Source organism: Alkalidesulfovibrio alkalitolerans DSM 16529 (assembly GCF_000422245.1).
Taxonomy (GTDB): domain Bacteria; phylum Desulfobacterota; class Desulfovibrionia; order Desulfovibrionales; family Desulfovibrionaceae; genus Alkalidesulfovibrio; species Alkalidesulfovibrio alkalitolerans.
In genome coordinates this window covers 278,215-300,328 of the sequence record NZ_ATHI01000005.1, presented here as the reverse complement: position 1 = coordinate 300,328, position 22,114 = coordinate 278,215, and the positions used below count along the sequence as shown (strand labels likewise).

At 65.5% G+C, this 22,114-nt stretch carries 21 protein-coding genes; 14 read left to right on the top strand and 7 right to left on the bottom strand.

What is annotated here, in order from left to right:
- The first annotated feature begins 11 nt into the window (after positions 1-11).
- From murD to DSAT_RS04315, 11 genes are all read left to right on the top strand, one after another.
- The gene (gene murD / locus DSAT_RS04365) at positions 12-1,313 is read left to right on the top strand and encodes a UDP-N-acetylmuramoyl-L-alanine--D-glutamate ligase (protein WP_020886381.1); all 1,302 of its coding nucleotides are present in this window, start codon (positions 12-14) and stop codon (positions 1,311-1,313) included.
- On the top strand, positions 1,310-2,485 hold the full coding sequence (ftsW, locus tag DSAT_RS04360) for a putative lipid II flippase FtsW (protein WP_020886380.1): 1,176 nt from the start codon (positions 1,310-1,312) through the stop codon (positions 2,483-2,485). Before murD ends, ftsW begins: the two co-directional genes overlap by 4 nt.
- Positions 2,482-3,573, top strand: coding sequence for an undecaprenyldiphospho-muramoylpentapeptide beta-N-acetylglucosaminyltransferase (gene murG / locus DSAT_RS04355; protein ID WP_020886379.1), 1,092 nt, complete (start codon positions 2,482-2,484; stop codon positions 3,571-3,573). Before ftsW ends, murG begins: the two co-directional genes overlap by 4 nt.
- 8 nt (positions 3,574-3,581) lie before the next feature.
- Entirely contained in the window at positions 3,582-4,952 is a 1,371-nt protein-coding gene (murC, locus tag DSAT_RS04350; RefSeq protein ID WP_020886378.1) for a UDP-N-acetylmuramate--L-alanine ligase, read from the top strand.
- A gap of 4 nt (positions 4,953-4,956) precedes the next feature.
- Positions 4,957-5,835 (top strand): UDP-N-acetylmuramate dehydrogenase, encoded by an 879-nt coding sequence (gene murB / locus DSAT_RS04345; RefSeq protein WP_020886377.1) that lies wholly within the window; start codon positions 4,957-4,959, stop codon positions 5,833-5,835.
- Complete coding sequence (locus DSAT_RS04340) at positions 5,832-6,710, top strand: cell division protein FtsQ/DivIB (protein ID WP_020886376.1); 879 nt, start codon at positions 5,832-5,834, stop codon at positions 6,708-6,710. Before murB ends, DSAT_RS04340 begins: the two co-directional genes overlap by 4 nt.
- 181 nt (positions 6,711-6,891) lie before the next feature.
- A complete protein-coding gene (ftsA, locus tag DSAT_RS04335; RefSeq protein ID WP_020886375.1) occupies positions 6,892-8,124 on the top strand; it encodes a cell division protein FtsA in 1,233 nt (410 codons plus the stop codon).
- Between the two features lie 51 nt (positions 8,125-8,175).
- Positions 8,176-9,450: a cell division protein FtsZ gene (ftsZ, locus tag DSAT_RS04330; protein ID WP_020886374.1), complete on the top strand. Its 1,275-nt coding sequence runs from the start codon at positions 8,176-8,178 to the stop codon at positions 9,448-9,450.
- A gap of 130 nt (positions 9,451-9,580) precedes the next feature.
- Positions 9,581-11,254 (top strand): radical SAM protein, encoded by a 1,674-nt coding sequence (locus tag DSAT_RS04325; protein WP_020886373.1) that lies wholly within the window; start codon positions 9,581-9,583, stop codon positions 11,252-11,254.
- A gap of 1 nt (position 11,255) precedes the next feature.
- Positions 11,256-11,486: a hypothetical protein gene (locus DSAT_RS04320; RefSeq protein ID WP_020886372.1), complete on the top strand. Its 231-nt coding sequence runs from the start codon at positions 11,256-11,258 to the stop codon at positions 11,484-11,486.
- A 279-nt stretch (positions 11,487-11,765) separates the two neighbouring features.
- Positions 11,766-12,134, top strand: a complete 369-nt coding sequence (locus DSAT_RS04315; protein ID WP_020886371.1) for a VOC family protein — start codon at positions 11,766-11,768, stop codon at positions 12,132-12,134.
- A 111-nt stretch (positions 12,135-12,245) separates the two neighbouring features.
- Here the strand turns inward: DSAT_RS04315 and DSAT_RS04310 are convergent, their stop codons facing one another.
- From DSAT_RS04310 to DSAT_RS04300, 3 genes are all read right to left on the bottom strand, one after another.
- Complete coding sequence (locus DSAT_RS04310; protein WP_020886370.1) at positions 12,246-12,515, bottom strand: FmdB family zinc ribbon protein; 270 nt, start codon at positions 12,513-12,515, stop codon at positions 12,246-12,248.
- Between the two features lie 145 nt (positions 12,516-12,660).
- A complete protein-coding gene (locus tag DSAT_RS04305) occupies positions 12,661-12,861 on the bottom strand; it encodes a hypothetical protein (protein ID WP_020886369.1) in 201 nt (66 codons plus the stop codon).
- 147 nt (positions 12,862-13,008) lie between these two features.
- A complete protein-coding gene (locus DSAT_RS04300; RefSeq protein ID WP_020886368.1) occupies positions 13,009-15,603 on the bottom strand; it encodes a glycogen/starch/alpha-glucan phosphorylase in 2,595 nt (864 codons plus the stop codon).
- Positions 15,604-15,972: 369 nt separating this feature from the next.
- Here DSAT_RS04300 and DSAT_RS04295 point away from each other — a divergent pair, with 369 nt between their 5' ends.
- Positions 15,973-16,779 (top strand): 2-amino-3,7-dideoxy-D-threo-hept-6-ulosonate synthase, encoded by an 807-nt coding sequence (locus DSAT_RS04295; protein WP_020886366.1) that lies wholly within the window; start codon positions 15,973-15,975, stop codon positions 16,777-16,779.
- Positions 16,780-16,900: 121 nt separating this feature from the next.
- On the top strand, positions 16,901-17,194 hold the full coding sequence (locus DSAT_RS04290) for a hypothetical protein (RefSeq protein WP_020886365.1): 294 nt from the start codon (positions 16,901-16,903) through the stop codon (positions 17,192-17,194).
- Between the two features lie 220 nt (positions 17,195-17,414).
- On the opposite strand, the gene DSAT_RS04285 is transcribed toward DSAT_RS04290, so the two are convergent.
- Positions 17,415-18,197, bottom strand: coding sequence for a glycosyltransferase family 2 protein (locus DSAT_RS04285; protein ID WP_020886364.1), 783 nt, complete (start codon positions 18,195-18,197; stop codon positions 17,415-17,417).
- Positions 18,198-18,205: 8 nt separating this feature from the next.
- Positions 18,206-19,321, bottom strand: coding sequence for a glycosyltransferase family 4 protein (locus DSAT_RS04280; RefSeq protein ID WP_020886363.1), 1,116 nt, complete (start codon positions 19,319-19,321; stop codon positions 18,206-18,208).
- 226 nt (positions 19,322-19,547) lie between these two features.
- Here DSAT_RS04280 and DSAT_RS04275 point away from each other — a divergent pair, with 226 nt between their 5' ends.
- On the top strand, positions 19,548-20,039 hold the full coding sequence (locus DSAT_RS04275; RefSeq protein ID WP_020886362.1) for an RDD family protein: 492 nt from the start codon (positions 19,548-19,550) through the stop codon (positions 20,037-20,039).
- Between the two features lie 273 nt (positions 20,040-20,312).
- Here DSAT_RS04275 and DSAT_RS04270 read toward each other — a convergent pair whose 3' ends face one another.
- Both DSAT_RS04270 and DSAT_RS04265 read right to left on the bottom strand, forming a co-directional pair.
- Positions 20,313-20,612 carry a hypothetical protein gene (locus DSAT_RS04270; RefSeq protein WP_020886361.1) on the bottom strand — a complete coding sequence of 100 codons (300 nt, stop codon included), beginning with the start codon at positions 20,610-20,612 and terminating at the stop codon, positions 20,313-20,315.
- 10 nt (positions 20,613-20,622) lie between these two features.
- Positions 20,623-21,948, bottom strand: a complete 1,326-nt coding sequence (locus tag DSAT_RS04265; protein WP_020886360.1) for a radical SAM/SPASM domain-containing protein — start codon at positions 21,946-21,948, stop codon at positions 20,623-20,625.
- Positions 21,949-22,114 lie beyond the last annotated feature (166 nt).

The following is a 22,114-nucleotide window of genomic DNA, read 5'->3' as shown; positions in this document are numbered from 1 at the left end:
GGACGAACGACGTGCGCGAACTGATACACAGCGGACAACTCGCGGGCCACAAGGCCGTGGTGGTCGGAGCCGGGGCCTCGGGCCGCGCGGCCGCGCGGCTGCTTTTGGCGCTCGGGGCCACGGTCAGGCTCCTGGACTCCGCAGAGCCGGGCGAGGCCGTCAAGGCCTTCGTTGAAGAAACCGGCGTGGCCTTCGAGAGCGGCGCGCACACCAGGGAGCAATTCGCCGGGGCCGACATGGTCGTGCTTTCGCCTGGCATCGCCAGGGCGAGTCTGGGCGAGGTGCTGGCCGACGTGCCCGAGCAGAAAATCATGGCCGAGATCGAGCTGGCCTCGTGGTTTCTCTCCGAGCCCGTCATCGCCGTCACGGGTACCAACGGCAAGACGACCACGGTCAGCCTCGTCGCGCGCATGCTCGAAGAGGCGGGCAAGAAAGTCTTTCTGGGCGGCAACATCGGCACCCCGCCCTCGACCTACCTCCTGGAGGGCGTGAACGGGGAGAAGGCCGACGTGGTGGTGCTCGAAGTGTCGAGCTTCCAACTCCAGAACTGCCGCTCCTTCAGGCCGCGCGTGGCCGTGCTGCTCAACTTCTCGCCCAACCACCTGGACTGGCACGCGGACATGGAGGAGTACCTCCAGGCCAAGCTGCGCATCTTCGCCCGGCAGGACGCCGGCGATTTGGCCGTGGTCCCGCTGGAGATGAAGGACGAACTGGAAGGCCGCGAGTTCACCAGGGCCGCGCGCGTCTATTTCGTGCCCACGGAACGCTTCTCGGCCGTGTCGCGGCTCATCGGCCCGCACAACAAGGCCAATATGGAGGCCGCCTGGCTGGCCGTGCGTCCCTTCGGCGTGACCGAGGAGCAGGCGCGCGCGGCCGTGGCCGCCTTCTCGCCCAAGCCCCACCGCCTGGAGGCCGTGGCCGAGGTGAACGGCAGGCTCTTCGTCAACGACTCCAAGGCCACCACCTTCGAGGCCGTGGCCGCGGCCCTGCGTTCCTTCGACAGACCCGTGCGGCTTTTGGCGGGCGGCAAGTACAAGGGCGGCGACCCGGCCCTGCTCGTGCCGCTTCTGCGCGAGCACGCCGCCTCGGTGGCGCTGTTCGGGGCCAGCCGCGAGATCTTTGAGCCCGCCTGGAAGGGCGTGGTGCCGCTGACTTGGCACGCGACCCTGGAAGAGGCCGTGCGCAAGGCCTTTGCCGATTCCGCCGAGGGCGACGTGATCCTGCTCTCTCCGGGCACGTCGAGTTTCGACCTGTACACCGACTACACCGCGCGCGGCCGCGATTTCGCGCGCGTGGCCAAGGAGCTCGCGTGAGCGCCGAAGCGAAGACTGCAAACGCCCTGGGCGTGGACTGGTGGCTGCTCGCGGCCGGTCTCCTGCTTGCGGCCTTCGGCCTGATCATGGTCCTCTCCGCCTCGGGCATCATGGCCGAGCGCTTCTTCGGCGCGAAATACCATTTCTTCCATCGCCAAGCCCTGTTCTGCGCCGTCGGCGCGGTCTGCATGGCCGCTTGCGCCGTGATTCCCCGGCGCGTCGTGCACGGCGGCGTGTACATCTGGCTGGCCCTGGTCATCGCGCTGTTTCTGGCCACGGCCTTCTCGCCCCTGGGCGTGGAGGTCAACGGCGCCAAGCGTTGGCTCAGGCTCGGGCCGCTCTCCGTGCAGCCCCTGGAGATGGCCAAGGTGGCCCTGGTGCTCTATCTGGCCTATTTCTTCGCGGGCAAGCAGGACAAGGTGCAGTCCTTCGCCATCGGCTTCATCCCGCCCTTCGCGGTCACGGGGCTTTTGGCCATGCTGCTTCTGGCCCAGCCCGACTTCGGTGGCGCGGCCATGCTCTGCGCGCTGCTCTTCCTCATGTGTCTGGCCGGCGGCACGCGCTTCGTCTACCTTTTCATGACCTTCGCCCTGGCCTGCGGCGCGGCCGTAATGCTCATCCTGCACTCGCCCTACCGCCTGAAGCGCATGCTGGCCTTCCTGGACCCATTCCAAGACGCGGGCAACACCGGGTATCAGCTCGTGCAGTCGCTGTACGCCTTCGGCGCGGGCCGGATCACCGGCGTGGGGCTCGGCGCGGGGCGGCAGAAGCTCTTCTTCCTGCCCGAGGCGCACAACGACTTCCTGATGGCCGTGGTCGGCGAGGAGACGGGATTCCTGGGCGTCTCCGTGGTCTTCGTGTTGATCGGCATCATCCTCTGGCGCTCGTTCCTGACGGCGCTGCGCCAGGACGACCTGCGCGACCGCTTCACGGCCTACGGCCTGACCCTGGTCCTAGGGCTCGGGTTCCTCATGAATCTGGCGGTGGTGCTCGGCACCGTGCCGCCCAAGGGCGTGCCCATGCCCTTCCTGAGCTACGGCGGCTCGCAGGTGGTCATGTCTTTCGTCTGCCTCGGGCTTTTGCTCAACCTCTCGCGCACGGCCCGGCCCGGCAGGCAGGGCGAGCGCACGGTCCAGGCCCTGGGCCCGGCGGCCATGGGAGGCGCGGCATGAAGCTTTCGCGCGTCATCCTGACCACGGGCGGCACGGGCGGCCACATCTTCCCGGCCCTGGCCGTGGCCGAGGAGATCAGACGCCGCGAGCCATCGGCGCGGGTGCATTTCATCGGCGGCGCTTACGGACCCGAGAAGGAGCTTGCCGCGAAGGCCGGACTCGAATTCACGGGCCTGCCCGTGCGCGGCGTGCTCGGCCGGGGGCTTCGCGCCGTGGGCGCCCTGGCGGGGCTCGCGCGCGGGATCGTGCTGGCCCGGGGGATCGTGGCGCGCGAGAAGCCCCAGGTGGTGGCCGGGTTCGGCGGCTACGCGGGCTTTTGCCCGGTCGTGGCGGCGCGACTCTGCCGCGTGCCCACGGCCGTCCACGAGCAGAATTCCGTGCCGGGCGCGGCCAACAGGCTGCTCGGCCGCCTCGCGGACCGCGTGCTCATGACCTATCCCGACGAGCAGGGCGCTTTCGACTCGGACAAGACCGTGCGCACGGGCAATCCGGTGCGCGCCGCCATCACGGCCGTGCGCGGGGCGGGTGAACGCGAGAGCGGGAGCGGCGGCGCGCATCTTCTGGTCCTTGGCGGCAGCCAGGGCGCGCGAGCCCTCAACTCCGCCGTGGCCGCGGCCTGGCCGCGGCTTGCGCAGCGCGGCGTGAAGTTGTGGCACCAGACCGGCGCGGCGGACCACGAGCGAGTGGCCTCGATCTACGCAGCCCAGGGAGGCGAGCCGCCGCGCGTCGCGCCCTTCGTCGAGGACATGGCCGAGGCCTACGCCTGGGCCGATCTGGTGGCCGGACGCGCCGGGGCCACGACCCTGGCCGAGCTGACCGTGGCGGGCAGGCCTTCGATTCTCGTGCCTTTCCCGTACGCCACGCACGATCATCAGACCGTCAACGCCCGGTACTTGGCCTCTCGCGGCGCGGCCGAGCTGTTGCCCGAGAACGAGGCCACGCCCGAGCGGCTGGCCGAGATCGTGCTCGGGCTTTTCGGCGATCCGGAAAAACTTTTGCTCATGGCCCGCGCCGCCAGGGCCGAGGGCCGCCCGGACGCGGCCGCCGCCGTGGTGGACGAGCTCGAGAGGCTGGCCGCTTCGGCCTGAGGAGAGACATGCGCACCAAGGTCAGACACATTCACATGATCGGCATTGGCGGCTCCGGCATGAGCGGCATCGCCGAGGTGCTCCTCAACCAGGGCTACGCGGTGTCCGGCTCGGACGTGGCCATGGGGCAGGTCACCAAGCGGCTGATGAAGCTCGGGGCCACGGTCTTCATCGGCCACGGCCCGGACAACGTGGCCGAGAACGTGGATGTGGTGGTCAAGTCCACGGCCATCCCCGATTCGAATCCCGAACTCGAAGTCGCCCGCGAACGCGGTATCCCCGTGATCCCGCGCGCCGAGATGCTGGCCGAGCTGATGCGCCTGAAATCGGGCATCGCCGTGGCCGGAACGCATGGCAAGACCACCACCACCTCGCTCATGGCCGAGGTCTTCGCCGCCGCCGGGCTCGACCCCACGGTGATCATCGGCGGCAGGCTCAACGCTTACGGTTCCAACGCCTACCTGGGCGAGGGTGAATACCTGATCGCCGAGGCCGACGAATCCGACGGCTCGTTCTTGTGCCTCACGCCCATGCTCACCGTGGTCACCAACGTCGATGCCGACCATCTCGACCACTACACCGGCGGCATCGAGGAGATCGACGAAGCCTTCGTGCAGTTCATGAACTCCACGCCGTTCTATGGACTGAACGTGGTCTGCGGCGACGACCCCGGCGTGCGCAGGCTCCTGCCCCGCGTGCGTCGCCGCGTGCTGACCTATGGCTTCGGCAAGGACAACGCCATTCGCGCTCAGGTCGTGCAGTCCGGGCTTCGCGGCATCTTCCGGGTTTTCGTGCACGGCGAGCACTGGGCTGACGTGACCCTGAACCAGCCGGGCAGGCACAACATTCTGAACGCCCTTGGCGTCATCGGCGTGGCCATCGAGGCCGGGCTGCCCAAGGAGAAGGTCGTGGAGGCCCTGGCGGGCTTCGGCGGCGTGGGCCGCCGCTTCGAAATCAAGGGTGAGAAGCGCGGCGTGCTGGTGGTGGACGACTACGGGCACCACCCGGCAGAGATCAGGGCCACGCTCGAAACCGCCCGGGCCTGCTATCCGGACCGTCGTCTGGTAGTGGCCTTCCAGCCGCACCGCTTCACCCGCACGCAGGCCCTGTTCGGCGAGTTCTGCACGGTCTTCGAGAACTGCGACCTGCTTTTGCTCACTGAGATCTACGCGGCCTCCGAGGCCCCGATCCCCGGCGTCTCGGGCCAGAGCTTGGCCCAGGGCGTGCGTCAGGTGAGCAAGACCGCGGTCGAATATTTCCAGAGCCTGGATGAAATGCTGGCCGCACTGCCCAACATTCTCAGGCCGCGCGACCTGTTGCTCACGCTCGGCGCGGGCAACATCACCACCCTTGGCCCCCGCTACCTGGAGCAGGCGTAAGCGCATGGACATCTTCCGCGACGTCTCCCTTGCCAAGCGCACGACGCTTCGACTCGGCGGCACTGCCCTGGCCGAGGCCGTGGTGCGCGAGGCCACGGACGCGGAAGAACTCGCCCTTGCGCTCGACGAACTCGGCGGCGAGCCGCTGGCCTTTGGCGCGGGGTCGAACATCCTGGCCCGTGACGGCGACCTGGGCATCGTCCTGGTCAGCTCGCGCGTGGCCACCGGTCCGATGATCGTGGGCGAGGCCGAGGGCGGGAAAATCGTTCGCGTGGGCACGGGACTCAAGCTCCCCTCGTTTCTGAACTGGCTGGCCTCGCAGGGGCTTTCGGGCCTTGCCAGACTGCGCGGCATTCCCGGGTCCGTGGGCGGGGCCGTGGCCATGAACGCGGGCTCCTGGGGCCAAAGCTTTTGCGACCGTCTGGCGCGGCTGCTCGTCTATTCGCGCGAGCGCGGGCTGCGTTGGATCGAGGCTCACCAGTGGGAGGCGGGCTATCGCCGTTTCGCGCCCGAGGGCGAGTCGGGCTTCTTCTTGGCGCTTGAGGCCGAACTCGTGCTCGATGCGGCCGATCCAGGCGCCATCCGGGCCGAAATGGCCGAATACTTCGCCCGCAAGAAAGCCGTGCAGCCCCTGGCCGCGGCCACCTGCGGCTGCGTCTTCAAGAACCCTGCGGGCGAGAGCGCTGGCAGGCTTCTGGACAAGGTCGGCTTTCGCGGCCGGTCGGTTGGCGGCATGGCGCTCTCAGAGATGCACGCCAACTTCCTCGTCAACACGGGCGGGGGCACGGCCGAACAGGCCCTGGAGCTCATCGCTCTGGCCGGGGCGGCCGTGCGCGAGCGTTTCGGCATCGAGCTGGAACTCGAAGTGAAGGTCGTCGGATGAGTTCCCTGGTGCTTTCGCGGCGTGAGAGCCGCGTCCAGCTTTCCCGCAACGGCGGAAGCAAGCCGGCCAAGGCCAGGAAGATTCCCAACCGCTATCCGCCCCCCAAGGGCGAAGGCGGGGCCGTCGTGAAGGTCGCGCGCGGCGCGGGACGAATGATCACGCGGCTCTTGACCCTATGCCTGGCGTTGGCGTTCGTGGCCCTCGTCAGCCTCGGACTCATCTACGGCTACCGCTGGCTCAGCGTTCACCCGTATTTCGCGCTCACGGCCATCGAAATCGAGGGCAACAGCCGTATGGGCGACGCCGAGATACTCGCTCTCTCCGGCGTGGCGCAGGGCGACAACTCCATCGACCTGAACATGTACGACGTGGAGCAGCGGCTCGTGGCCGATCCGTGGATCGCCTCGGTGACGGTCGAGCGGGTGCTCCCCGGCACGCTGCGCATTCTCGTGCGCGAGAAGGAGGCGGCCTTCTGGGTGCGGCGCGGGGACACACTCTTTTACGCCGACGCGCGCGGCGAACTGATTGCGCCCATCGAGACGGCCCGCTTCGCCTCGCTGCCCGTGCTGGACCTGATGCCGGGCGCGGAGCGCTGGCTCGACGACATGCCGCGTTTCGCCGCCGAGGCGGGCAAGGGGCGCTGGTTTTTCGCCCTGCGCGACGTGGAATGGATGCAGGCGGGCGGCGGCAGTCTCACGCTGCTGCTCGCGGATGGACGGTCGTTGGCCCTGGATCTGGCCGATTGGGAGGCGGGGTTGGACCGCCTGGCCTCGGTGGCCTCGGATCTGGGTCGGCGGGGTGAATGGGATTTCGCGCGCAGCCTGCACGCCTCGGGCGGCAGGGTCTGGGTGCGCCTGGAAAAGACGGGGAGCTAGCATGCTGTTGAAAAAACACCATCTGCTTCGCTGCTGCAAAAAATTCAGACCTTCGCGCAGGTCAAACCGCGCGTCGGCCGTGAATTTTTTGCGCGCCTTGCATCTGGCGCTTTTTGAACAGCCTGCAAAACGGTGTTTTGGGGCAGTTTGCTGACGCCTCCGAAGAAAAGGACGAAAGGACATGGCCAAGTCGAAAGGTGAACTCGTCGTCGGACTGGACATCGGCACCACCAAGGTCTGCGCGGTGGTGGGCGAGCTTGGACCCGAGAGCGTCGATATCGTGGGTATCGGGACGAGCCCGTCCACGGGACTGCGCAAGGGTGTTGTGGTGAACATCGAGCAGACCGTGCAGTCCATCAAGAAGGCCATCGAGGAGGCCGAACTGATGGCCGGGTGCGAGATCCGCTCGGTCTACGCGGGCATCGCGGGCAGCCACATCAAGGGCTTCAACTCCCACGGCGTGATCGCGGTCAAGGGTGGCGAGGTGGCCTCCAAGGACGTGGAACGGGTCATCGACGCGGCCAAGGCCGTGGCCATCCCGCTGGACCGCGAGGTCATCCACATCCTGCCGCAGGAATTCATCGTGGACGACCAGCGGGGCATAGCCGATCCCCTGGGCATGGCGGGCGTGCGCCTGGAAGTGAAGGTGCACATCGTCACCGGCGCGGTGACCTCGGCCCAGAACATCGTGCGCTCCTGCCACCGCTCGGGGCTGGACGTGGCCGAGATCGTGCTCGAATCCATGGCCTCGGCCAAGGCCGTGCTCACCGAGGAGGAACGCGAGATCGGCGTGGCCCTGGTGGACATCGGCGGCGGCACCACGGACATCGCGGTCTTTTCCAACGACTCCATCAAGCACACGGGAGTGTTGGCGCTTGGCGGCACGAACCTGACCAACGACATCGCCTTCGGCCTGCGCACGCCCATGGTCGCGGCCGAGAAGATCAAGGTCAGGCACGGCTGCGCCCTGGCCGAGATGGTCCGTTCCGACGAGGTCATCGAGGTGCCCAGCGTGGGCGGCCGCGAAGCCCGCAGGCTCTCGCGCCAGGTGCTGGCCGAGATCTGCGAGCCGCGCGTGGAAGAGATTTTGACCCTCGTGGACCAGGAGTTGGTCCGTTCGGGGTTCAAGAACGGCGTGGCGGCAGGGGTGGTTCTGACCGGCGGCACCTCGCTCATCGAGGGCTGCCAGGAACTGGCGGAGCAAATCTTCAACCTGCCGACGCGCGTGGGCTACCCGCAAAACGTCGGCGGACTGAAGGATGTGGTCAATTCGCCCATGTATGCGACGGCCGTGGGGCTGCTCATGTACGGGGCGGAGAAGGAAGGCGTGGAGCAGCGGTTCCGCATCCGCGACGACAACGTCTTCAACCGCATCCTGGGAACCATGCGCAAGTGGTTCACGGACATCAAGTAGGGCTCGGATCAGGGAACCAACAGGACCAGAGGGGATCAAGGAGGACCGACCATGGAACTTGAACTCATCACTGACAACAACGCCAAGATAAAAGTCATCGGCGTGGGCGGCGGCGGCGGAAACGCCGTGAACAACATGATCGAATCGCAGCTTCGCGGCGTGACCTTCATCACCGCGAACACCGACTGCCAGGCCATGAACCGCTCCAAGGCGGAATTCAAGATTCAGCTCGGCGACAAGCTGACCAAGGGCCTTGGCGCAGGCGCCAACCCCGAAATCGGCCGCAGTTCGGCCATGGAGAGCATCGAGCAGATCCGTCAGGCCATCGGCGATTCGGACATGGTCTTCGTGACCGCCGGCATGGGCGGCGGCACCGGCACCGGAGCCGCGCCGGTCATCGCCCAGGTGGCCCGCGAGATGGGCTGCCTGACCGTGGGCGTGGTCACCAAGCCCTTTTTCTTCGAAGGCAAGAAGCGGTTGCAGCAGGCCGAGAAAGGCATCCAGGAGTTCGGCCAGCACGTGGACTCGCTGATCACCATCCCCAACGACCGGCTGCTTTCCCTGGCCTCCAAGAAGGCGACCTTCATCGAGATGCTCAAGAAGGCCGACGAAGTGCTGTACTACGCGGTCAAAGGCATCTCCGACCTGATCATGGTCCACGGCCTGATCAACCTCGACTTCGCGGATGTCAAAGCCGTGATGAGCGAGTCTGGCCTCGCGCTCATGGGCACGGGCATCGCGCGCGGCGAGAACAGGGCCAAGGAGGCCGCGCTCAAGGCCATCACCAGCCCCCTGCTCGAAGACGTGACCATCGATGGCGCGCGAGGCGTGCTCATCAACATCACCTGCGGGCCGGACATGACCATCGACGAGGTCTCCGAGGCCGCCAACACCGTGTCCGAGGCCGCCCATGAGGACGCGCAGATATTCTTCGGCACGGTCTTCGACGCCGAGGCGGGCGACGAGATGCGCATCACCGTCATCGCCACGGGCATCGAGAAGGAAGAAGCCGAGGGCCAGTCCGGCGGCAGGCTGACCACCATCCGCGGCGGCGGCCGCAAGGCGACCGTGCCCGCGGCCGCGCAACCGGCGGCGCAGGCCGGGCAGATCAGGCCGCGCGGGGCCACCGGCGCCATCAGTCATGAAGACTTGGCCATCCCCGCTTACTTGCGCAGGCAAAAGACCCTCGGAGCCGAGGCCGCCGAGGCGGCGCCCAGGGCGCAGCCCAAGGCCAAGGCGGTGGGCGCGGCCCCCGGCGAGGAGGATTTCCTGTTCGACGAGGAAGAGTTCGAGATCCCGAGCTTCATCCGCAAGCAGGCGGATTAAGCATACATGGTCCTCCCCGGGGGGCGGCATGCGGAAAACGCCCCCCGGGCCCTTTGGGCCGCATGGACGACTCCTGCCGAGCGGCGGGAGAGAGCGGGCATGCGGACTTGAAACGGGAGGAGGCGAACGGGTGACGACGGCTGACCAGGCGATCCAGTTTCACGGCCGAGCGGCCCCCGAACTGCCCGATCCGGGCGGCAGACTTCCCGTTGCCCTGGTTTTTCCGGGCGAGGCCGGATTGGCCCTCTCGACCCTGGGCTGGCAGTCGGCCTGGCGCATCCTGGCGCGAGAGCCGGGAGTGCGCGTGGAGCGCGTCTTCGCTCCCAAGCGAGGGCAAGAGCCCGTGTCCCTCGATTCCGGCCTTCCCCTGCGTGATTTTCCCCTGATCTGCATCTCCGTGAATTTCGAGGAGGAGTTCAAGACCGTCATCGAGATGCTCGATGCGGCCGGGATCCCTCCCCGCCGGGCCGAGAGGCCCGGATGGCCGCTGGTGCTCGTGGGCGGGCCCGTGGCCTTCCTCAATCCGGCTCCTCTGGCGCCGCTCGCCGACGCATTCTTCGTGGGGGAGGCCGAGGACGGCCTCGCGGACACTGCATCCGCCGTACGCGGGGCGTTCTTCGCGGGCGCGGACAAGGCCGATGCCCTTTCGCGCATCGCCTCCATGCCCGGCATCTACGCTCCGGGGAGATCAGAAGTTCCCGTGCGCCGCCGCATTGCGGGCGGCATCGGGCCCATCCTGCACGATCCGGCCTATTCCTCCTTCGTCAGTTCCGAGGCGGCCTTCCGCGACATGTTCCTGGTCGAGGTCAACCGCGGCTGCCCATACGGCTGCCGTTTCTGCGCCGCCGGGTCCATCTATCGCCCACCCCGTCGAGCCACACTTTCGCGCCTGAAGGAACTGGTCGAGGCTGCGAACCCGCGCAAGGTGGGGCTCGTAGGCACTGCCCTCACGGATTGGCCCGACCTGCGCGAATTTTTACTCTGGCTCAGGGAGCGCAAGACCGCCTTTTCCCTGTCCTCGGTGCGGGCCGACGGCCTGGACGACGATTTTCTGCAATTCCTGCGCGACACGGGCGCGCGCAGCTTGACCCTGGCGCTGGAGGCTCCGAGCGAGCGGCTTCGCCGCGCGGCCGGGAAACGGCTCGACAGCGAAGCCCTGCTTCGGGTCGTGGAGACGGTGAGCCGACTACGCTTCAACAAGCTCAAGCTTTATCTGATCGTGGGCTGGCCCGGCGAGGAGGATGCAGACTACGAGGAACTGGCCGGTTTCATGGCCCGCGTTCAGGAGGCCCGCGAACGTGGCCGAGGCAGGAAGGGGTCGGGGCTTGAGCTTCTTGTGCTCTCGGTGTCGCCGCTGGTTCCAAAGCCTTTCACGCCGCTGCAATGGGCTGCCATGGCGAGTGAGGAAGACCTCTCGCGTCGCATCGAGCAGGTCAGGGTCGCGTGCCGCCCCTTCAAGGGCATGCGCGTGGAGGGCGAATCGCCATTCGCGGCCCGGCTCCAAGGGCTCTTGGCGCGCGGCGACGAGGCGGTGTTCGATCTCGCCGAGTTGGCGGCGCGACGTGGGAGTTGGCGGGCTGCGCTCAAGGCGTGGGGTGTCGATACGGCACGGTATTTGCTGGAGAAAAGCCAGGGAGAGTTATTTCCCTGGGAGGTCATTGACCCGGGCGTCTCGCGCGCCCACCTGTGGAAGGAATGGCAGGGCTATCTGGACTGCCGCGCGGGCGGAATATGCCCAGCGGAAGGGTGCGGCCCGTGTGGACGGTGCGGCCTGTCGCCGAAACAGGGAAGAAGGAGTACTTGAAATGCGTAACAATCTGATAATTATAGCCTTTGCATCTCTTGCCGTGGCCATCAGCGCCTGGGTTTTCGCTCCTGCGCAGGCATCTTTCTGCGTTTCGACGATCGAGCGGGAAGTTGCCGAAAAGACAAGTGAAGTCAAGGTTTTGGCCGAGGATGAGGTCTGCCGGATCGATCAGCGTGGACTCGCTTCGTATCTGCTCCTGAACCGGCTCGCCTCGCACAGAGGTCGCTAGAAAAATCCGTCCGGAACCGCCTGCTCTCCGTCTTCACCCGCGCTTCCGCGCGGGAGGCTGTTGTTGCATTTTTGCCACAATCTGTCGATTTTCCATACATAATGGAGTTGCGCTCCACAAAAAGAGGCCGTCGTGACGAAAGACGGCTGTACTTTTTTGTGTTCTGTGGCAGGATAGTAATCTAGCCCCCTTATCCTTGGATTATTTTGGGGGAGTATGCGCGGCGGCCAAGCGGGCGGAACCGATTGTTTACCGTTGGCGGCGCAGGAGGTGCGGGATATGGAAAGAATGGTGCATTTCGACGTTTTTGCGGACAATCCCGAGCGTATGGCCGGGTTCTACGCCCAAGCCTTCGGGCTCGATTTCGTCCGGGACTCCCGGGGTGAGAATTATTGGCTGCGCGACGGCCTGGATGACGGACAGAGCCTGATCTTCGGCCGCGTGGGCAAACGACCCGCCCATCGGGTCACGGGAACGCCGACCATTCACACGTCCTCGGTGGACGAGGCCCTGAATCGGGTCGTCGCGGCCGGAGGCAGGGTCATCGTGCCGCGCCGCGCCATCCCCGGCATCGGCTACATGGCCTATTGCGAAGATCCCGAAGGCAACGCCTTCAGCATTTTTCAGCCGGATTCGCAGGCAGCTTGACCGCATGAAACGGCAGAGCCGTCCCAGGGCAATTGTCCCTCAGGGCGAAGCGATTGGTCTTGCGTTACGAGTGTTTGAAGGCGCCCGCACGGGGAGCCGGGATTACACGCCTCAACCGCCGCTTGGCTTGCAGCCGCCGCAACCGGTAGGACCGCCGGGGCCGCGGTTGAGGTGCGCGGGACGCGCATTGGGATGAATCTGCTTGATGGTGTCGAGCCCCTTGATGGGGGGCACGCCGGTCTTCAGGGAATGGCGGGAGACGAGCCGTTTCGTCTCGACGCTGGCGCAGGCCGGGCAGGGCGGGCAGGACTCGTCGCGCAGGCTGCCGAGTTCCTCGAACTCGACGCCGCAGGCGGCACAGGAATATTCGTACATGGGCATGGCGTCACCTCGTTGGGAAAATCCCTGCGAGGATAGGACCATGAGCGCGAAAGTCAAGCCGCAAAGCCGCATCCGCGCCCGATCCGGGCGGAATCGGGATGATCCGGCCATGCCCGGCTGCGGGCGGGGCTTTTGAGACGGCCTGCTATTCCCGGCAGGTGTTGTCCGACGCCGTGAAAAGGCAGTGGCCGCAATAGACCATGACCTGATCGTCGCAGCATTCGACCAGAAGATGCGCGCCACAGCACGGGCACTCCACGACCGCCACGCTCGAACGGGCCTTTTCCAGCGCTTCCCTGGCCCGGCGAAGCTTCAGCCTGTTCAGGTCAGCTCCCAGTCCGTTCATCATCCACTCCCGCGCAAATGATTGCTCCCCCGATTCAGCGCCTACCGCCTTTTCAGGACGCAATCAATTGGGGAAAACACGTATTGCGCTCATTTTGGCAGCGCCATGTCCGCCATCCGTGGCATGGCCCCCATCCAGGAAGGGTGCTTACGTGTCCAACGCGAGGGGCGTAACCCCCCAGATCCTGGTCGCGTACTCCATGATCGAGCGGTCGGAGGAGAACTTGCCCATGCCTGCCGTATTCAGGATGGAGCGTTTGGCCCACTCGTGCGGGTCGGCGAAGACCCTGGCCGCCTCGTCCTGGGTGCGCACGTAGTCCGCGTAGTCGGCCATGACCATGAAAAAATCGCCGCCGTCGAGCAGCGAGCGGACGATGGGCGCGTACAAATCGGGTTCGCCGGGCGAGAAGTAGCCCGTGGCGATCATGCCGATCGCCCTGGCCAGTTCGGGGTGCTCGGTGCACACGGCGCGCGGGTCGTAGCCGCCGCGTCTTTTTTCGAGCACGTCCTCTACGCGCAGGCCGAAGAGGAAGAAGTTTTCGGCCCCGACCTCCTCCAGAATCTCGATGTTGGCTCCGTCGTAAGTGCCGATGGTCAGCGCGCCGTTCAGGGCGAACTTCATGTTGCCGGTGCCCGAGGCCTCCATGCCGGCCGTGGATATCTGCTCGGAGAGGTCGCAGGCCGGGATGATGTGTTCGGCCTGCGAGACCGAGTAGTTGGGCAGGAAGGCGGCGCGCAGGCGTCCGCCCACGGCCGGGTCGGTATTCACGGCATAGGCCACGGAACTTATCAACCGGATGATCAGCTTGGCCATCGCGTAGCCCGGCGCGGCCTTGCCCGCGAAGAGCACCGTGCGCGGCGTCATCTCAAGCCCTGGATTGTCGCGCAGCCGGTTCAAAAGAGTGATCAGGTGCAGGCAGTTGAGCAGTTGCCGCTTGTATTCGTGGATGCGTTTGACCTGGACGTCGAAAAGACTTTCGGGATCGGGTCGCACGCCGCACAGGTCGGACACCAGGCTGCCCAGGGCCTGTTTGTTGGCCTTGCGGATGTCGAGCCAGCTCTCCCTGAAAGCGGCGTCCTCGGCCAGCGGGGCCAAGCCCTTGATGCGGTCGAGGTGCGTCTGCCAGCCGTCGCCCACGGCCTCGGTGATGAGGCGCGCCAGCGGCTTGTTGCACTGCGCCAGGAAGCGGCGCGGCGTGACGCCGTTGGTGATGTTGGTGAAGCGCTCGGGGTACATCTCGAAGAAGTCGCGGAAGATGGTCTTGGTGATGAGTTCGGAGTGCAGCGCGGCCACGCCGTTGACCGTATGCGAGCCGATGATGGCCAAGAAGGCCATGCGCACCTGCTTGTCCTCGCCTTCCTCGATGAGCGACATGCGGCGCAGCCGCTCCGTGTCGCCGGTGAAGCGCATGGCCACCTCCTGCAGGAAGCGGCGGTTGATCTCGTAGATGATCTGCATGTGGCGCGGCAACAGGCGCTCCATGAGTTCGGCGGGCCACTTCTCCAGGGCCTCGGGCAGCACGGTGTGGTTGGTGTAGGCGAAGGTGCGCACGCAGGTGGCCCAGGCATCGTCCCAGTCCATGTGCTCGCCGTCCACGAGCATGCGCATCAGCTCCGGGATGGCGATGGCCGGGTGGGTCTCGTTGAGCTGCACGGCCACGTATTTGGGCAGGTCGGTCCAGGGCACGCCCTTCTTGCGGAAGCGGCGCACGATGTCTTGCATGGTCGCGGAGACGAAGAAGTATTGCTGCTTGAGGCGCAGTTCCTTGCCCGCCATCTCCGTGTCGTCGGGATAAAGGACCATGGAGATCTTCTCGGACATGATCTTGTTCTCCAGGGCGCCGATGTAGTCCCCGGAGTTGAAGAACTGCAGGTCGAAGGCCTTGTCGGCCTTGGCCACCCACAGCCGCATGTTGGTGGCGTAGCCGTTCTTGTAGCCCGGAACCATGATGTCCAGGGCCATGGCCTTCAGTCGCTGCTCGGCCACCCAGTGGAAGCGGGTGTTGCCTTCGTGGTCGGTGTAGGGCCGCACGTAGCCGCCGAAATGGACCGAATACAGGTGCTTGGTGCGCTGAAAGCCCCACGGCGTGCCGTAGTGCAGCCAGTTGTCGGCCTTCTCCACCTGGCGACCGTCCTCGATGTCCTGGCGGAAGATGCCGTAGGCGTAAGAGATGCCGTAGCCGTAGCCCGGGATGCCCAGGGTGGCCATGGAGTCGAGGTAGCACGAGGCCAGACGGCCCAGGCCGCCGTTGCCGAGCCCCGGCTCGGCCTCCTGCTCCTCCAAGTCGGCCAGGGTCAGGCGCGTGCCCTTGAGTGCGGCCTCCACGTCCTCCTCGATGCCCAGGTTCAGGATGCTGTTGGCCAGAAACCTGCCGGGCAGAAATTCGAGCGAGAGGTAATAGACGCGCTTGGTGCCGTTCTCGTACATCGACCGTTGGGTCTTGATCCACTGGTCGATGAGTCGGTCGCGCACGGCGTAGGACAGGCCCTGGCTGTAGGTGTAGGCGCTGGGCCTGTCGAAGTCGTTGCCCAGGGTCACGGTCACGTGGCGGCGCAGGTCGGCCGCGATCTTCTCCGACTCGGGCGCGGCGGCCGTATAGCACAGCGAATCCACGAGGCGCTTGGTGGGTTGTATTCTCGGGGCGGGTCCGGCTTCGGATTTTTTCTTTTCGCCCGCGCGGGACGTTGCCTTGGGGGCCGTCTTGGCGGCGGGCTTTTTCGGAGCGGTCTTCTTGTCGGCCATCGGGAGGTCCCCTCGGATGCGTCTATGGTTTTGGATAGTTTGGGTCTTTATCACGGGTCATGCCACGAGGAAAGAAGAACCGGAGATGATAATTTCGTGAAACCCGGGCGATGCATTGACAGGCCGGGCCTTGTGGGCATAGGAGAATTTCCATGCGCACGAACCCCGCCGCCAGAACCCGCTTCCAAGCCGTCTTTTTCGGCTTTTTCTTCTTTAGAAGCGCCCGCGGCCACGGGGAGCGCGCAGGGTAGCCACACCCGGCGAACGATCCGAAAGGGGCCGCGGGCATCACGCTCGCGGCCCCTTTCGTTTGGGACCGCGAGCCGCCTTGCGGCCTCCTTTCGGGCAAACACGTGAACGGAGGTTCGCATGCTTCTCGGAAAGGCCGTCCGCCTCGAACGCATTCTCAATCGCAACACGCGGCGCACGGTGATCGTGCCCATGGACCACGGCGTGACCGTGGGGCCCATCAAGGGCATGCACGACTTCAAGGGCTCGGTGGATCGCGTGGCCGAAGGCGGGGCCAACGCCGTGCTCATGCACAAGGGCATGCCTCGCTGCACCCATCGCGGCTACGGCAAGGACATCGGACTCATCGTCCACCTCTCGGCTTCCACCTCCCTGTCTCCCTTTCCCGGCGCGAAGACGCTCGTGGCCAGCGTGGAGGACGCCATCAAGCTTGGCGCGGACGGCGTCTCGGTGCACGTGAACCTGGGCGACGAGCGCGAGCGCGACATGCTGGCCGACCTCGGGATGGTCTGCTCGCGCGCGGCCGAGTGGGGCATGCCGGTGTTGGCCATGATGTACGCGCGCGGGCCGCACATCGTGAACGAGTACGACCCGGCCGTGGTGGCCCACGCCGCGCGCGTGGCCGTGGAACTCGGGGCCGACGTGGTCAAGTGCGCCTATACCGGCGACATGGAGAGCTTCGCCCGCGTGGTGGAGGCCTGCTGCGTGCCGGTGGTCATCGCGGGCGGCCCGCGCCTGGACGACGACGCGGCGCTTTTGACCATGGCGCACGACGCCTGCCTGGCCGGATGCGCGGGGCTGTCCATCGGCCGCAACGTCTTTCAGCACGACCGGCCGGAACTCCTGGTCAAGGCGCTCTCGCGCGTGGTGCACGACGAATGGGACGTGGAGCGCGCCCTTGAGGTGGTCAGAAGCGGCCGCGCGTGACAGGCGCCTTAAGGCGTCGGCTGTCCCTCGGCCGGAAATTTTTTCGAGCGCCTAAAGAATTGCGCCTTTTCGGCCGATAGGCATGAAAAGGGATAATTTACGCTTTTGCCGGAGGCTCGTCATGGGCATCGAGAAAATGGGCGCGATGGGTGGTTTCGGGGGCTTCGCTCCCGTGGGCAGGCAGACGTTCGGCGCGGCCGTGGTGACCAAGACACTCGACTACATGGGCGGGCGCGGGGCGTTCTCGCATGCGCCGGTGGACAAGGCCTCGTTCGGCGCGGCCCTGGTCTCGGGCACGCTCGACCTCATGAACACGGACCCGTTCAGCGGCAAGAGCGATCCTTTCTACGAATCGCAAAAGAGCATCCTTGCCGCCCACACGCTCAAGGGCGGCCTGTTCGGGCGCAAAGCCTAGCGGACCGCCGCGAGGCGCGCCGCACGGGAATACAGCCAGCAAGTCTTGGGCCGCCGAGCGACACGGTTGCCTGAGTCACCGTCACACCCCTCCCTTGCGTCCGGGCGGTCCGGACGCCAGGGAGGGGCTTCGATTTTGCTCAAAACGCGCCCGATGGCCGCGCCGTTTTTCCGTGGCAGCCTGGGAAGGCGGTCGATGCGAGGGACGGCTCAGGAATGGGTCAGGAGCGGGAAGAGGGCTTGCCCGTCTTCTCGTCGCGCAGCCGCATCTCCTCCAGGAGCAGGTACTTCTGGAAGACGTAGAGCATGTCGTACAGCGCCAGGACGAAGCCCGCGCGGCCGTCGAGGAAGCCGAGCTTGAACACGTACTTCTTCACGAAGCGGCCAAGCGCCCGCAGGCAGGCCCCGGCCACGCCGCAGCGCTTGCCACGCGCGTACATGATCCCGGCCGAGGTCTTGGTGTAGGCCGCGATCTTGCGCAGGTGCTCGGCCAGATCCTCATAAGGATAGTGGACGATGTCCTCGTGGATGCGGCCCGCCTCGCCCTTGGGCCGGAACTCCTCGTGCGGCAGCGTGCCCTTGAGCTCGAAGCCGTCCATGCGGAAGACCCTGAACAGCCAGTCCGGATACCAGCCCGAATGTTTGAGGAAGCGGTCGAGGTAGAACGAGCGCCGCTTGACGTAGAAGCCGCACGCGCTGCCGGGGTTTTCGAGCGCCTGGACGATGGCTTGCCGCAGTTCCGGCGAGCAGTATTCGTCCTGGTCCAGGGTCACCACCCAGGGCGTGGCCACGTGCGTAAAGGCAAAGCGGAACTGCGGGATCGTGCCTTCCCAGGCGCGGTGCAGCACGCGCGCGCCGAACTCGGCGGCGATGGCCAGGGTCTCGTCCGTGCTGCCCGAGTCCACGACCACGATCTCGTCGCAGAAGTCGAGGCTTTGCAGGCATTCGCGCAGCAGGCGCTGGCCGTTGAAGGTCAGGATCACGGCGGTGACGGGTTCTCGCATGCGTGCTCTCAGGCGTGCAGTCCGGATGTCAGTCCCTGGTAGAGGCTCAGGGTCTGGTTGAGGAAATCCTTGCCCGAATACTGGGCCATGATGCGCTGCTCGTCCACCTGCACGGCCTTCAGCCAGTCGGGCCGGGTCAGGGCCTTGTGCAACAGGCGGCCGAGGTCTTCGGGGTCGGATGGCGCGGCCAGGGCCGAGGGCGGCACCAGGTCGGGCAGCACGCCCACCCGCGTGGCGATAAGCGGCCTGCCGCAGGCCATGATCTCCATGGGCGCGCGGGCGATGGTCTCGGAGTAGCGCGAGGCGCACACGCCCATATCCAGGGCCGAGAGGCAGGCGGCCACGTCCTTTCGCGCCCCCGAAAGGCGGGCGATGTCGTCCACGCCTTCGCGGCGGCACCATTCCTTGATCTCGCCGCTGCCGGTGATGGAATCGAAGCCCACGAAGAAGAGCTTGAAGCTGCAGCCGCCCAGGCGTCTGGCCTCCCCGGCCGCGCGGATTAGATCCTCCTGCCCCTTGACCGGGTCGAATCGGCCCACGATGCCCACCACCACGTCCTCGGGCGCGAAGCCGAACTCGGCGCGCACGCGCGCGCGGCCCTCGGGGTCGAAGCGGAAGCGGCCGGTGTCCACTCCGCCCAGGATGGTCCAGACCTTTTCCGAGGGCAGGCCCATGGCCTGGATGAAGTGCCGGGCCATGGAGGAGTTGGTGGCCACCACGGCGTCGGCCACATCGCGGTGCAGCCAGCGGTTGGGCAGGTTGTTCCTGGGCAGGCGCTGGTCGCCGCGCGTGCGCACCAGGGCGAAGGAGCGCGTGGCGCGCTTAAGGAGCCCCCAGAGCAGGAAGGATTCGCCGCGATGGCAGTTGACCACGTGCGGTCGGAAATCGCGTACGAGGTCGGCCATCTCGCGGTACAGGGCCAGGAGGCGGCCGGGGTGGGTGGTGTTCATGTCCATGGGCACGGGCTCGATGCCCCATTCGCGCGCCACCTCGAAGCTTTCGGTATCCGGCAGCCCGATGACCAGCGCCTGGTGCCCGGCCTCGCGCATGAGGCGGGTCAGGTACAGGCCGTACCAGGCCGTGGCGTTGAAGAACCGGACGTTGACCACCTGTATGGCGCGCATGGGCCGCACTATGGCGGCAGCCGGGCGTTTTGGCAATGCCCGCCGTGCTCATGACGCTGAAAACGGCCTTCCGCCGCGAGTGTGCGGGGAGACGGGCCGCCGTGGCCGCAAAGCGGCGAATCGTGGGTTTCGGGCCGCGCGGGGCTTGCGTTCGCATGGGCTTGGGGCCTATATCCTGACGGATCAGGGCCGGGCCGCGAGGCTTTGGCCGCCCACGGGAGGCTCGATGGACAGGAACGACGACGGCTGGGAAGAATTGAAGGCGCGGCGCGCGGCGGAAGCCGGGCGCAACGGCGGATACGCGAGTTTCATGCAGCGCCTGGGGGCCTACATCGCGGACCAGGGAATTTTGTTCGTCGTGACGTTCGCGCTGACCTATTTCCTCGACTTCGGCGGCGTGGAGAACGTCAGCGGCGAGGAACTGACGCGTGACGACACCATGGGCATGATCATCGCCTTGTGCCTTTCCTGGGGGTACTATGCCCTGCAGGAGTCGTCGGCCCACCAGGCCACCTTCGGCAAGCGGATGATGGGCATCGTGGTCACGGACATGGACGGGCGGCGGCTGAGCTTTGGCCGCGCCACGCTGCGCTACTTCGGCAAGCTGCTTTCCGGCCTCATTTTCCTGCTGGGCTACCTCATGGCCGCCTTCACGCCCAGAAAGCAGGCCCTGCACGACTACATCGCCGGGACCCTGGTGGTGCGCAGGCCCGACTAGCAGACCGCTGCACACGCGCCACACGCATCAAGGCGGGACATGAGCCCGCGAGTGCCGCCCAGGCGCGAAATCCCAGGCGCGAAATCCCAGGCGCGAAATCTCTGGAGAGAAAACACACGGCCGCCCCGGAGTAATCCAGGGCGGCCGTTTTTTCACACCGCGTTCCTGGTTCGCCCGTGTGGGCGCAAAAATATGGCGCGTGGACCGCGCAACAGGTTCGCGGACGCTTCGCTCCCGGCAGAACATGGGCTGTCGGATGTCGTGGGGATTGCGCTAAAGATTGACCTCTACGCCGCGCTCCTTGAAAAACTTGATGATCGGTTCCTTGTTGGAGAGAATGAATTCCTGCAGAACGTCGAACCGGCCCGATGTGAGTTCGTCGAGCTTGCCGAGGTTCTTTTGCCCACAGCATCCTTTGTCGTTGCAACACCCTTGGTCGCGACAACATCCCTGGTCGTAGAAGCATCCGCAGTCCGATGCCAGGCCGCCCGGCACGCCTGTCAGCGAGTTGCGCAGGCGCGTGAACTCCTCGCGAATGATGTCGCGAACCGCCATTTCCATTCTTGCGTCCATCTTGTCCTCCTCATGCATGGTGAAAGAATTTTTGCAGCCATTCCTCATTGCCAAGACAGCCCCCAGCGCAGACCTGACTGTATTCGCAGCAATCGAGTCTGGAACGCAAGGATTGCATTGGTTTGCTGTGCCACAGATCAAGCAAGGGGGATTCGCGAACGTCGCCGAGGTCGATGCCGGTGCAATGGCAAGGCTTGGCGCGGCCTTGCGCGTCTATGTAGAGCAGGTTTCTTCCCGCCGGGCAGCCGTAGAACGCGGCTGTCTTCGATATGCCGTCGTAGGGCGGGAAACCGCCCGCGCTTATGTCCACGCAGTTGCCGAAGGCCACGCGCAAGCCGCCAAGCTGATCGGCGATTTCCCGTTTTTCGTCCTCGCCCCAGGTCGAAAGGTTCAGGGCCCTACCCTCGGGGGTGAGCACCAGGAAGCGCAGTTCGGTTATGCCCAGATCCTTGGCCAGTTCGACCATGGCCGAAATCTCGGTCGCGTTTTGTCGCATGACCGAGAAGGAGATGTTCAGCGAGGCCACGCCCTCGTCGCGCAACAGCGAAAGCGCGCGCACCGCGCGCTCGAATGCGCCTTTGCGACCGACAATGGCGTCGTGCGTCGCGCTTTTCGCGCCGTGCAGGCTGACCTGGACCGATCCGAAAAGACGGGCCATCTTGTGCGCCAGCGCGGCGTCGACCAGCCAGCCGTTCGTGCTCGTCGAAAGGCTCTTGACCCCGGCCACTCGCGCGATCAGGGCCAGTTCGATGAATTCGGGATGGGTGGTGGGTTCTCCTCCCATGACCGTCAAGTTCGGTACGCCGATTTCCGCAGCTTGTTCGATAATCCGGATGTAGTCCTCAAGCGTCATGCTTCCCTGCCTTGCCTCCGGAGACGCCTCCCGGGAGCAATGAATGCATCGCAGGTTGCACTTTGTGGTGATATCCATCTCGATCTTCTGCGGAATGTAGGAGAACCACGTCAGGTTCCGATTCTCATACAACCGTGAAAACTCGTTCCCAGCCTCATGGGTGATCAATTTTCCGCTGCCACCGTTTCCGGTTCTGATGACGCCGTATCTATGGAGGTGTTCGAGCTCTGTGAGGTCGTCTGGGGATCGTGCGATTTCATGCGCGCTTTTTCCAGAACTTGCTTCCCGGAGCAGACGCAAAGACGAAACGCAGAAGACACCCTGGCTTCCTTCGACGAGAAATCCCGAGTGTAATTCATATGCATCCATATCGTCTGTAAGATGGAGCGGGGCGTGGACATCGGCAAATGGGAGTCTCTCGCGGACTTCTATGAGTTCTTGAAGTGTGCATGGTAGAAATTGTTCATGGCTGAATGGGAACATGATTTTCTCCCATATAAAGCATGATGAACATGCTTTATGGTGCGTATATAGGCACTATTATTGTAAGATATTATACATTAATAACTGTCTTCGTCAAAGAAATTTGAGGAACGTGATGTATTCTTCTGGTAATGAAGCTGCCCATTTGGCAGCGTAAAAAATAAAT

Bases quoted from the DNA above. Each gene is read 5' to 3' on its own strand.
- DSAT_RS04280 (WP_020886363.1), bottom strand. From the start codon at position 19,321: ATGCGCGCCATACAGGTGGTCAACGTCCGGTTCTTCAACGCCACGGCC.
- DSAT_RS04275 (WP_020886362.1), top strand. From the start codon at position 19,548: ATGGACAGGAACGACGACGGCTGGGAAGAATTGAAGGCGCGGCGCGCG.
- DSAT_RS04315 (WP_020886371.1), top strand. From the start codon at position 11,766: ATGGAAAGAATGGTGCATTTCGACGTTTTTGCGGACAATCCCGAGCGT.
- murC (WP_020886378.1), top strand. From the start codon at position 3,582: ATGCGCACCAAGGTCAGACACATTCACATGATCGGCATTGGCGGCTCC.
- DSAT_RS04300 (WP_020886368.1), bottom strand. From the start codon at position 15,603: ATGGCCGACAAGAAGACCGCTCCGAAAAAGCCCGCCGCCAAGACGGCC.
- DSAT_RS04285 (WP_020886364.1), bottom strand. From the start codon at position 18,197: ATGCGAGAACCCGTCACCGCCGTGATCCTGACCTTCAACGGCCAGCGC.
- DSAT_RS04340 (WP_020886376.1), top strand. From the start codon at position 5,832: ATGAGTTCCCTGGTGCTTTCGCGGCGTGAGAGCCGCGTCCAGCTTTCC.
- murB (WP_020886377.1), top strand. From the start codon at position 4,957: ATGGACATCTTCCGCGACGTCTCCCTTGCCAAGCGCACGACGCTTCGA.
- ftsA (WP_020886375.1), top strand. From the start codon at position 6,892: ATGGCCAAGTCGAAAGGTGAACTCGTCGTCGGACTGGACATCGGCACC.
- DSAT_RS04295 (WP_020886366.1), top strand. From the start codon at position 15,973: ATGCTTCTCGGAAAGGCCGTCCGCCTCGAACGCATTCTCAATCGCAAC.
- DSAT_RS04310 (WP_020886370.1), bottom strand. From the start codon at position 12,515: ATGCCCATGTACGAATATTCCTGTGCCGCCTGCGGCGTCGAGTTCGAG.
- DSAT_RS04265 (WP_020886360.1), bottom strand. From the start codon at position 21,948: ATGTTCCCATTCAGCCATGAACAATTTCTACCATGCACACTTCAAGAA.
- DSAT_RS04270 (WP_020886361.1), bottom strand. From the start codon at position 20,612: ATGGACGCAAGAATGGAAATGGCGGTTCGCGACATCATTCGCGAGGAG.
- DSAT_RS04320 (WP_020886372.1), top strand. From the start codon at position 11,256: ATGCGTAACAATCTGATAATTATAGCCTTTGCATCTCTTGCCGTGGCC.
- DSAT_RS04305 (WP_020886369.1), bottom strand. From the start codon at position 12,861: ATGAACGGACTGGGAGCTGACCTGAACAGGCTGAAGCTTCGCCGGGCC.
- ftsZ (WP_020886374.1), top strand. From the start codon at position 8,176: ATGGAACTTGAACTCATCACTGACAACAACGCCAAGATAAAAGTCATC.
- murG (WP_020886379.1), top strand. From the start codon at position 2,482: ATGAAGCTTTCGCGCGTCATCCTGACCACGGGCGGCACGGGCGGCCAC.
- DSAT_RS04290 (WP_020886365.1), top strand. From the start codon at position 16,901: ATGGGCATCGAGAAAATGGGCGCGATGGGTGGTTTCGGGGGCTTCGCT.